The following is a 10,013-nucleotide window of genomic DNA, read 5'->3' on the forward strand; positions in this document are numbered from 1 at the left end:
TCCGCCCGCCCTGTTTCAACGGTTTGCGTTTGCCAGCTACGGGCAGACGCGCGCGTTTCTGGATCGGGTCGCCGAGGTGCAAGACGCGCTCGGCCGCGCGGCGCAGAACATCAGTTTTGGCCCTACCTACGTCAACATCACCATTGCGGCCGAGGGCGAGTTGGGCGACGGCGAGCACGAGCTGGCGCGCCGCATCGCCGCGGCCGCGCTGGCGGTGGGTGGGCCGGCATGACATCGGGGTTGCCGCGGCGCTTGGCCGTGCTCAATGCCAAGGGCGGCACGGGCAAGACCACGCTGGCCGTCCATCTGGCGGCGGGTCTGGCGCGGCGTGCCCCGACGGTGCTGGCCGATCTGGACCCGCAAGGCTCGGCCAGTCAATGGGGTGCGCTGGCGGGCATGGTAGTGCTCGATGGCGAACGCGCCCTGGCGGCCGAACCCGAGCCGCGTCATGTCGTCTGGGATTGCCCGCCGAGCGTCGACCACCCGGCGGCGCAGCGCGCCCTGGCGTCGGCCGACGCTGTGTTGGTGCCGGTGCTGCCGTCACCCTTGGACCTGTGGGCGAGCTGGCGCCTGGTGCAGGCCGTCGTGGCCGAGCAGGCGCGCCGGCCCGGGCTGCACGCCTGGCTGGTCGTCAACCAAGTCGAGCCCAGCAGCGCGCTGTCGCAAGCCATGCACGAGGCGCTGCGCGAATTTGGATTGCCCGCCCTGCGTGCCGTGGTGCGGCGGCGCGCGGTTTTTCGCCGCGCTGCGTTACAGGGCAGCACGGCCTACGCCATGGGCCCATCGGCGGCGGCGGCCGTGGCCGACATCGAAGCCGTGATCGAGGAGATGCAAAGATGAACCGAACCACTGCCCAGCGCCTGGCGGCCAGCGTGCGCGGTGCGCGTCCGGCGCCACCGACGCCTACATCCCCCGCCCCGGCGGCCGAGGATCCCCAGCCACGTCGAGCCCGCCGCACGGCAGCGTCGGCAGCGCACGCAGAACCCAGCGCCGCGGTGCCCGTGGTGGCGGCCGACCGGACGGACGGAGGTGTTCCGCCCTCGAGCGCGGGCGAGCGCTTTCCCCGTCGCGTCTGGCCAGATTGACCCCCTGCTGCCCGCACCGCCGGGTTTTTCGGAACCACCATGAACACCCTGACCCGTCGTCTGTATGCGGCGCGCGCACAGGCCGCCGCCATCAACCCCTCCGCCAGCGCCGCGCCCGCTGCGTCGGTGGTGACCGCCGCCGCGGTCGCGCCCGCACCGGCGGCCGGTGATGTGCTGGCCAGCTACCGCATCCTTCGCGAGCCATATTGGCGCCCGGTGGCCGACGAGGTGGCGCTGTACGAGGCCGCATACGCGGTACGCATGCCCATGATGCTCAAAGGCCCCACGGGCTGCGGCAAGACGCGCTTCGTCGAGTACATGGCGTGGCGGCTGGGCAAGCCGCTCATTACCGTCGCCTGCCATGAAGACATGACCGCCTCCGATCTGGTGGGACGCTTTCTGCTCGATGCGCAAGGTACGCGCTGGCAGGACGGTCCGCTGGCGCTGGCGGCTCGCCATGGTGCCATCTGCTACCTGGACGAAGTGGTCGAGGCCCGGCAGGACACCACGGTCGTCATCCACCCGCTGACCGACAAGCGGCGCATGCTGCCGCTGGAGAAGAAAGGCGAGGTGATTGAGGCACATCCGGATTTCCAGCTCGTCATCTCCTTCAACCCGGGTTACCAGAGCCTGATGAAAGACCTCAAACAGTCCACCAAACAGCGCTTCGGCGCGCTGGACTTTGACTATCCCGAGCACGAGGTGGAGGCCGAGATCGTGGCGCACGAATCGGGCGTGGACCGGGAGACGGCGAGCAAGCTCGTGCACATCGCCGAGCGGGCGCGCAACCTCAAGGGTCATGGGCTCGACGAGGGCATCTCGACGCGCATGCTCATCCATGCCGCCAGCCTCATGGCGCAAGGCGTGGCCGCACTGGCGGCCTGTCGCATGGCACTGGTGCGACCCATCACTGACGACCCCGACATGCGCGACGCGCTCGACGCCGCCGTGACCACGTATTTCTGATGATGCCCGCACGGGCACCGGGCGCGCGATGAGCATCCACCTGGAAGACCACGCCGAGCTGCTGCAGGCGCTGCCCCACGGCGCGCAGGACGTGCTGCGTGCATCGTGGCAGGAAGCGGCGCGTGCGCTGTCTGCCCGTGGACTCGACAACTACCTCAAAGGCGCGCAGGCCCTGCACCAACTGGGCCGGGGCGAGGAGCTGGTGGTCAGCTTCGTGCAACACGTGCCCGCGCTGGCGCGCGCGATCGGCGAGGAGGTGTTGCCTGATCTCGTCAATTTTTTGCTCTCGATGGCGTCCAAGACGTCGGGGCAGGTGCTCACGCTCATCGTGCAGACCGCGCCGACGGCGGCGCTGCGCTTGGGCGATGCGGATCTATTTCGGCAGTACCTGTCGGTGTTGGGCGTGGTGCTGGCGCAAGCCCCGCAAGGCCTGCGCCCGATGCTGGAAAACCTCGAGCGCTTGCTCGGCCAGCTGACCTTGGGTGGACTGCGACGCTGGGTACAGTGGGGCGCGCAGGCTTACCGGGGTGATGCCGACGGGCAGCGTCGTTACTTTGGGCTGCAAAGCCCGGACGCGCTGGCGGTGCTGCAGCAGGAGCGCCGCGGCACCCTGTTCGTGGACGTGCAGCGCCGGCTGAATCTGTACCTGCGCGCGCTGTGGGGGCGCGATTTTTTTCTGCGCCCCACGGCTGGCGATTTCGAATCGCGCGAGGGCCTGCGTCCTTACATCGAACATCATGTCATCCATATAGCGGATGCCTACGACGACCTGCCCGCGGTCGATCCGGCTGGTGCGCCTATCGCGGCCCTGGATATCTACCGCGCGGCGGTCAACCACTGTGCGGCACACTTGGTGGCGGCGCGCGAGCCCTTGCCCGACGACGGGTTGGACGCGCTGACCAAGGCGGTGGTGGAGCTGGTGGAGGATGCCCGCGTCGAGACCCTGGCCGCGCAGCGCTTTCCGCGCCTGCGACAGTTGTGGCGCGCGCAGCACCCGGCACCCGTTGATCCGCCGCAGCGCGCGGGCGACCTCATCAACCGTCTCGCGCTGGCGTGGCTGGACGCGGATGCCGCCCGGCGCGACACCGACCCCTGGGTGCAACAAGGGTTGGCGGCGCTGGCCGCTTGGACCACCTGGGACGACCCGCAGGCCAGCCTGCAGACCGGCATAGAACTGGCCGAAGCGCTGCGCGCGCGCCTCGACGCCGAACCCTGGCCCGCATTTTCGTCGCGGCTGGATGGGCAGCGGGCGCTGTACCGCGACGACAACCGCGCCATCTGGACCAGCGGCGCGTACGACGAAGCGCAAGCGCTGGCCGCTACCTGGGAGCGCCAGCAGCAGGTGCGCCGCAAGGTCAATGTGATGGAGATGGTCAACGAGGTCGACGTCGAATTCGCGGGCGACGACGCGCAGGAGGTCTGGATCCTGCCGACCGAATTCTGGCTCGATCAGGAGGGTGTGACCATCAACTCGCTGCTGGGGCGCCCGCCGCTGGCCGACCCGGTGCACTACCCCGAGTGGGACTACCAAATTCAGCTGCAGCGCCCGGATTGGGTGACGGTGCTGGAGCGCCATGCGCCGCCGGGCGACGTAGCCCGCATCGATACCCTCTTGCAGGAGCAGCGTCCCATCGTGCAGCGCCTGCGCCACTTGATCGAGGCCATGGTCCCGCAGGGGCTGCAGCGCATCCGTCGGGTGGAGGATGGCGACGAGCTCGACGTGGACGCGGCGGTGCGTGCCTGGGTCGATCTGCGCATGGGGCAGCAGCCCGACCCGCGCATCATGATGCAGCACCGCTTGCATACGCGCGACGTCGCCGTGTTGCTGCTGCTGGACCTGTCGGCATCGGCCAACGATCCCGTGCGCGGCAGTGAGCAGACGGTGCTCGATTTGACGCGTGCGGCAGCGACGCTGCTGGCCGAGGCCCTGCAGCGCATCGGTGATCGGTTCGCCATCCACGGCTTTCGCTCCGACGGGCGGCACGATGTGCACTACCTGCGCATCAAGGATTTTCGCGAGTCCTGGGGCGACGGGCCCAAGGCGCGGCTGGCCGGTCTGGAGGGGGCGTTTTCCACCCGTCTGGGCGCGGCGCTGCGCCACGCTGGGGCCGAGCTCAAGCGCCAGCGACAACGCAAGAAAATCGTCTTCGTCTTGACCGACGGTGAGCCCGCCGACGTGGACGTGCGCGACCCGCAATACCTGCGCCTGGATGCGCAGCACGCGGTGCAAGAGCTCAAGCGTGACGGGATTGTCAGCTACTGCCTCACGCTCGATCCCCTGGCCGATGCCTACGTCGCGCGCATCTTCGGCGCGCGCCATTACACGGTGCTCGATCGCGTGCAGCGCCTGCCGGAGGTGCTGCCCACGCTCTACCTGGGGCTGACGCGATGAGCCGCTTGGCCGACCGCACGCGCGTGCAGTTGCGCACTTTCGTCTTCATCGATGCGCTGCAGCCGCAGCTCGCCTCGTACCTGGGCACGTCGTCACAGGGCTTTCTGCCGGTGCCGGGCGATGCCTGTCTGTGGATCGAGGTGGCCCCCGGCATGGCAGTGCACCGGTTGTCGGACATCGCGCTCAAGGCCACCAACGTGCGCATGGGCGAGCAGGTGGTCGAGCGCGCCTTTGGCTCGATGGAAATCCACTACCGCAGCCAAAGCGAGGTGCTGGCCGCGGGCGACATCATCCTGGAGCAGCTGGGCGCGCAGCTGGAAGACCGGCTGCCGTGCCGCATCGCCTGGGCGGAAAACATCCGTGCCGTCACGCCCGACCATGCCACGCTCATCAATCGCCAGTTGCGCCGCGGCTCCATGTTGCTGCCGGGCAAGACGCTGTTCATCTTCGAGTGCGAGCCGGCGGGCTACGCCATTTATGCCGCCAACGAGGCGGAAAAAGCCGCCAACGTCACGCTGGTCGACGTCAAGCCGTTCGGCAATTTTGGTCGCTTGATGATGATGGGCAGCGAGGCCGAAGCCGCCGAGGCGCTGGCCGCCGCCGAACGTGCCGTGGCGCAGCTCAATCGGCGCGCCCGTGCCATGCAGGACAATGACGCCCCATGAGTGCTGCTCTCGCCCACCCCTTCGTCGTCGACACGCCCGCCAAGCGGCTGCTGTTTCATACCGTGCGCGTCGAGACCACGCTGGCCGACGGCGGCAGCGGCACCGGCACGGCCTTCGTCATCGAACACGTGCACGCGCGCGGGCGCACCCGCTTCGTGGTGACCAATCGGCATTTGGTCGACGACGTCACCCAGGGGGCGTTGGTCTTCACGCTCGCCCACCAGGGCGAACCGGTGTTGGGCAGCCGCTTCGAAGTACGCATCGACGAGTTTGCCGAGGCCTGGCAGCGGCATCCGGACCCCGCGGTCGATTTGGCCGCGCTGCCCTTGGCCCCGCTGCAGCAGGCCGCCGAGCAACAAGGGGCGACGCTGTACGTGCAGCCGATCGCCAGTGATCGCCTGGCCGACGCGACGCGCCTGGCGCAGCTCGATGCGCTGGAGGAAGTGTGGTTCGTCGGCTATCCCAGCGGCGTATGGGACAGCGTGCACGCGCTGCCCATTCTGCGCCGCGGCACCACGGCCACGCCGCTGGCGGTCGACTTCGAGGGACAGCCCGCCTTCCTGGTGGACGCGGCCGTCTACCCCGGCTCCAGCGGCTCTCCGGTGTTCGTGCGCGCGGCCGATGGCTCGGGGTTGTGGCTGGCCGGTGTGGTGGCGGCCGTGTTTTTTCGCGAGGAATCGCTACGCCTGACGCCCGCGCCAGTTCCGGCGGCGGCTGGACTGCAGGCCATGGGGTCCGAGATGATCGACCTGGGGCTGGTCATCAAGGCCGAGGCCCTGCAGACCCTGCTGCACGAGATGCTGCGGGCTGGTCCGGGTTAGGTTGCGCCGGATACCACTCGGTCTGCCGTGCACGACGCGTGAATCCTAGGAGCTGAGCAATGACGTTTGACCCGATCGTTCTGTTTTTTCTGCTGGGCATTGTGGCGGGACTGAGCAAGTCCGACCTCAAGATCCCTGCCGCCATCTACGAGGCCTTGTCTATCTATCTGCTGCTGGCCATCGGGCTCAAGGGCGGCGTCGAGCTGTCCAAGTATCCGTTGAGCCAACTGGTGTCCGCGAGCGCCGTGGTGCTGGCGGTGGGCATGGTCATTCCGCTCGTTGCGTTTCCCGTATTGCGTTTTTTGGGGCGGCTGTCGCACTACGATGCGGCGTCGATCGCGGCGCACTACGGCTCGGTCAGCGTGGTGACGTATTCGGTGGCGGTGGCCACGCTCGCCGAGCGCGACGTGTCGCACGACGGCTACATGGTCGTGTTTCTGGCGCTGCTGGAGATGCCAGCGCTCATTTTGGGCGTGGTATTGGCGCGGCTGGGCGATCAGCGCGAAGGCGGCGCGGGCGGGGGGCTGGCGGCACTGGCGCGTATCCATTGGGGACGACTGGCGCACGAAGTGTTCTTCGGCAAGAGCATTTTGCTGCTCATCGGCGGGCTGCTCATCGGGCTGGTCGCCGGCGAACGCGGCTACGAGCCGATCGCACCCGTCTTCAAAGAAGCGTTCAAGGGACTGCTGGCGCTGTTTTTGCTGGAGATGGGGTTGGTGGCCGCATCGCGCATCGCCGCGTTTCGCTCCTACGGGGCGTTTTTGGTCGGTTTTGCGGTGGTCATGCCGCTGTTGTCGGCCATGCTGGGTATTGCCACCGCGCGCTATCTGGGCTTTTCGGCGGGCAATGGCGCCTTGCTCGCCACGCTCTACGCCAGTGCGTCGTACATCGCGGCGCCCGCTGCGATGCGCATCGCCGTGCCGCAGGCCAACCCCGCGCTGTCCATCGGTGCCTCGCTTGGCGTAACATTCCCGTTTAATCTGTTCGTCGGCATCCCGATTTACCTGTGGATGGCCCAAACCTTTTTGCCCGCGTGAGGTGCTATGGCCAAGGCATACAAACTGGTGACGATCTACTGCGAGGCGGTGCTCGAATCGCTCGTGGTTCGGGAGTTGGACAAGCTGGGTATCGTGGGCTATACCGTGAGCGACTGCCGCGGCCGTGGTACGCACGGCGTGCGCAGCGGCAATTGGCGCATGAGCTCGAACGTGCGCATCGAGGTGATGTGCGACCTGCCTACCAGCGACCGGCTGTTGGAGGCGTTGCAGCCCTACGACCGCGACTACGGTTTGCTGGTGGTGCGCAGTGACGTGGAAGTTTTGAACTGACGCGGGAGTCGCCACCGCGCGCTCAGAGTTGGTCAATGCGCTGCCGGACATGGGCAGCGTGCGCGCGCAGCGCGTTTAGCGCGTCGGGCACCATGCGGTCGAGCTGGCGCAGCATCATCGCCATGCGGGGATTGGCGGCGAGCCGCTCGCGCTGGCGCGCCAGAAAGTCCCAGTACAGCGCGTTGAACGGGCAGGCCGTGGGGCCGGTGCGGGCCTTGGGGTCATAGGGGCAGGCACGGCAGTGGTCGCCCATGCGCTGCAGGTACGAGGCGCTGCTGACGTAGGGTTTGGTGGCCATCAGGCCGCCGTCGGCCCACTGGCTCATGCCCAGCGTGTTGGGGGCCTCGACCCACTCGAAGGCGTCGATGTAGACGCCCAGGTACCAGCGGTGCACCTCGGCGGGGTCGCAGCCGAGCAGCAGCGCAAAGTTGCCGGTGACCATCAGCCGCTGGATGTGGTGGGCGTAGGCACCGGCCAGTGTCTGGCCGATGGCGGCGCGCAGGCACGCCATGCGGGTTTGGCCGTCCCAGTACCAGCGCGGCAGCGGCCGCTGGTGCCCCAGCGCGTTGCGCGCCGTGTAACCGGGCATGTGCGCCCAGTAGACGCCGCGCACATACTCGCGCCAGCCCAGAATCTGGCGGACGAAGCCCTCGACGGAAGCCAGCGGCGCGTCCCCGCTGCGCCACGCGGCCTCGGCGCGTGCGATCACCTCGCGCGGGTGCAGCAGCTTGACGTTGAGGGCGAACGACAGCTGCGAGTGAAAGAGCCGCGTGTGCGTGTGGCTCAGCGCATCCTGATACGGGCCGAAGTGGGGCAGGGCGTGCGCGACGAAGGCGTCGAGCTGCGCCAGCGCCTCGGCGCGGGTCAGCGGCCAGCGCAGCGTGTCGGCCTGTGGGTCGCCGATGGTGGCCACGCCCGCCGCTTCGATCGTGCGCCACAGCGCCTGCTGGTCGTGGCAGGGGCGGGGGTCGGGGGGTTCCGGTGGCTCGCCGCGCCACGGCTGGCGGTTGTCGGCGTCGAAGTTCCACTGGCCGCCGGCCGGCGCGTCGCCGTCCATCAGCACGCGGTGCTGCCGCCGCATGCGGCGGTAGAAGTGCTCCATCACCCACTGGCGGTGGCCCGCCAGCGCGCGCGTCACGCCGTCGCGCGGGGCCAGAAAGTGCGCGCTGTCCACCGCCCGCACCGGCACCGGCGCGTCCGCGCCCCACTCGCGCAGCAGCGCGTCCAGCCGCCATTCGTCCGGGTGTTGGTATTCCACCGCCGCGGCGCGGTAGTGGCGGGTGAGCGCGTCGAGGTTGCCGGTGAGCGTCTGGCGGCTGCTCGGGTCGTCGATGGTCACATAGCGCACGCGGTGGCCATTGGCCCTGAGCTGCTGCGCCAGCGCGCGCATCGCGGCAAAGATGGCGAGCACCTTTTGCGCGTGGTGGCGCACGTAGTCCGTCTCCTGCCGAACTTCCATCAGCACGTACACGACGTCCGCGCGCCGCTCGCCAAACCAGGGGTGCAGCGGGTCGAGCTGGTCGCCCAGCAGCAGCCGCAGCGTCGGGCCGTCGCGGGCGGGTGGGGCGTCGGTCGCGGTGTTCATGGCCGAGTGTCCGGGGCGAGCCAGCGCCGGCGGTAGGCCCCGTCGGGGTCGTGCTGCGCGGCCTGTTTGCGGGGGTCGAAGCGGCGGCCGCCGCGCGGGTCGGTGCCCAGCCCCGCGATGTAGAGCCAGTTGCCGGTGTTGCTGCAGGGGTCGTGGTCGAGCAACTGCGCCTCGAACCAGGCGGCCCCGACACGCCAGTCGCCCTGCAGCTCGTGCAGCCAATAGCTGGCCACGATCTGGCGCATACGGTTGCTCAGGTAGCCGGAGGCGGCGAGTTCGCGCATCCCGGCGTCGACGATGTCGCAGCCGGTTTCACCCTGCATCCAGCGCGCCAGCCGTTGTGGATCCAGGGGGCGCGGCGGCGCGTGCGGGGCGAGCCCGCGGGCCCGGTACAGCGCGGCACCAAAGCGGCGGTGCAGCCAGCGGAAGTGGTCGCGCCACAGCAGCTCGAACCACAGCCAGTATGTGCCGTCCGTTGCGCCGTGCGCCGCTTCGTGCGCGCGCAGCGCCGCCAGCGCCTGCCGCGGCGACAGAGCGCCGGTGGCCAGCCACAGCGACCAGTGGCTCGATCCCCACGGGTCGGCGAGGTGGTTGCGCGTCGCCTTGTAGCGCCGCGCATGACCGCCGTCGAGGTAGCGTTGCAGGTGGCGCAGCGCCGCGGCCTCGCCGCCCCAAGGGGCTTCGTCGGCGGGCGGCCACGGCAGCGCGTGGCGTGCGTCCCCTGCCAGCAGCGCGGTGTCGTCGGGCGCCTGGGGGTCGAGGCACCGCCAGCCCAGCCGGTCGGCGATGTTCTCAGCAGGCTGCCACGCCGCGGGCCAGCGGGTGGGCACCGGCAGCGGGCCGGGCACGGGGGTGTGGGCGCGCTCCACCGCCTGCCGGAACGCGGTGAACACCGTGGGCACCGCCTCCGGCGTGAACGGCAGGTCGGCCGCCTCGTGCAGGGTACCGATGCCGTGCCGGTGCACCGGGATGCCCCACGCCACCAGCGTCTGCAGGACGGCCCGCTCTTCCGGTGCCGGAACCTCCAGCACGTGCACGGCCGCGGGCGAGCAGGCGCTGATCCACGCCTGCAGCGTGGCCGTGGTGCCATCCGGCAGGCACCACAGCGGGTGGCCGTGGCGCGCCAACCCCTGCGCCAAGCCGTGCGCGGCGCTGTGCCACCACGCGAGCC

The 10,013-nt window shown here is 69.4% G+C and carries 10 protein-coding genes; 8 read left to right on the forward strand and 2 right to left on the reverse strand.

What is annotated here, in order from left to right:
- From Q0716_RS08065 to Q0716_RS08100, 8 genes are all read left to right on the forward strand, one after another.
- Positions 1-232, forward strand: a 232-nt coding sequence (locus Q0716_RS08065; RefSeq protein WP_299021770.1) for a 4a-hydroxytetrahydrobiopterin dehydratase, incomplete at its 5' end; no start/stop codon positions are given.
- The gene (locus Q0716_RS08070; RefSeq protein WP_299021773.1) at positions 229-840 is read left to right on the forward strand and encodes a ParA family protein; all 612 of its coding nucleotides are present in this window, start codon (positions 229-231) and stop codon (positions 838-840) included. The genes Q0716_RS08065 and Q0716_RS08070, both read left to right, overlap by 4 nt.
- Positions 841-1,124: 284 nt before the next feature.
- Positions 1,125-2,051, forward strand: coding sequence for a CbbQ/NirQ/NorQ/GpvN family protein (locus Q0716_RS08075; protein WP_299021775.1), 927 nt, complete (start codon positions 1,125-1,127; stop codon positions 2,049-2,051).
- A gap of 28 nt (positions 2,052-2,079) precedes the next feature.
- On the forward strand, positions 2,080-4,443 hold the full coding sequence (locus Q0716_RS08080) for a VWA domain-containing protein (protein WP_299021777.1): 2,364 nt from the start codon (positions 2,080-2,082) through the stop codon (positions 4,441-4,443).
- Complete coding sequence (locus Q0716_RS08085) at positions 4,440-5,108, forward strand: BMC domain-containing protein (protein ID WP_299021780.1); 669 nt, start codon at positions 4,440-4,442, stop codon at positions 5,106-5,108. The genes Q0716_RS08080 and Q0716_RS08085 overlap by 4 nt, the downstream gene beginning before the upstream one ends.
- Positions 5,105-5,929: a serine protease gene (locus Q0716_RS08090; RefSeq protein WP_299021786.1), complete on the forward strand. Its 825-nt coding sequence runs from the start codon at positions 5,105-5,107 to the stop codon at positions 5,927-5,929. The genes Q0716_RS08085 and Q0716_RS08090 overlap by 4 nt, the downstream gene beginning before the upstream one ends.
- Positions 5,930-5,988: 59 nt before the next feature.
- Positions 5,989-6,966, forward strand: coding sequence for a sodium-dependent bicarbonate transport family permease (locus tag Q0716_RS08095; protein WP_299021796.1), 978 nt, complete (start codon positions 5,989-5,991; stop codon positions 6,964-6,966).
- A gap of 6 nt (positions 6,967-6,972) precedes the next feature.
- A complete protein-coding gene (locus Q0716_RS08100; RefSeq protein WP_299021798.1) occupies positions 6,973-7,257 on the forward strand; it encodes a transcriptional regulator in 285 nt (94 codons plus the stop codon).
- Between the two features lie 22 nt (positions 7,258-7,279).
- On the opposite strand, the gene Q0716_RS08105 is transcribed toward Q0716_RS08100, so the two are convergent.
- On the reverse strand, positions 7,280-8,842 hold the full coding sequence (locus Q0716_RS08105) for a cryptochrome/photolyase family protein (protein WP_299021801.1): 1,563 nt from the start codon (positions 8,840-8,842) through the stop codon (positions 7,280-7,282).
- Positions 8,839-10,013, reverse strand: a 1,175-nt coding sequence (locus Q0716_RS08110) for an FAD-binding domain-containing protein (protein ID WP_299021804.1), incomplete at its 5' end; no start/stop codon positions are given. The genes Q0716_RS08110 and Q0716_RS08105, both read right to left, overlap by 4 nt.

Origin of the sequence: uncultured Tepidimonas sp. (assembly GCF_938045175.1) — a bacterium.
Lineage (GTDB): Bacteria > Pseudomonadota > Gammaproteobacteria > Burkholderiales > Burkholderiaceae_C > Tepidimonas.